This is a genomic window from Streptomyces sp. NRRL S-455, assembly GCF_000717875.1.
Taxonomy (GTDB): domain Bacteria; phylum Actinomycetota; class Actinomycetes; order Streptomycetales; family Streptomycetaceae; genus Streptomyces.
Map to the genome: position 1 here is coordinate 1 of NZ_JOCT01000118.1, position 202 is coordinate 202.

Annotated in this window: 1 protein-coding gene; it reads right to left on the reverse strand. The window is 73.8% G+C overall.

From position 1 onward, the window contains the following. A partial coding sequence (locus tag IE97_RS39125) for a hypothetical protein (protein ID WP_037845593.1) occupies window positions 1-202 on the reverse strand: 202 nt, incomplete at both ends.

Here is a 202-nt window from a genome sequence, read left to right on the forward strand (position 1 = left end):
GCGCGCATCCAGCTCCGCGTATGTCAGCGAGTCCCCGTCGCACACCACCGCGACCGTGTCCGGCGTCCGCAGGGCCTGCTCGCGGACCAGTTCGTGCAGCGGGGTGTCGGGCAGCTCGGTCCGCGCCCCGTTCCACTCCACCAGCACCCGCTCCCGCTCGACGGGGTCGAGGGTGTCGAGTCGTCCGACGGGCAGGTCGGCG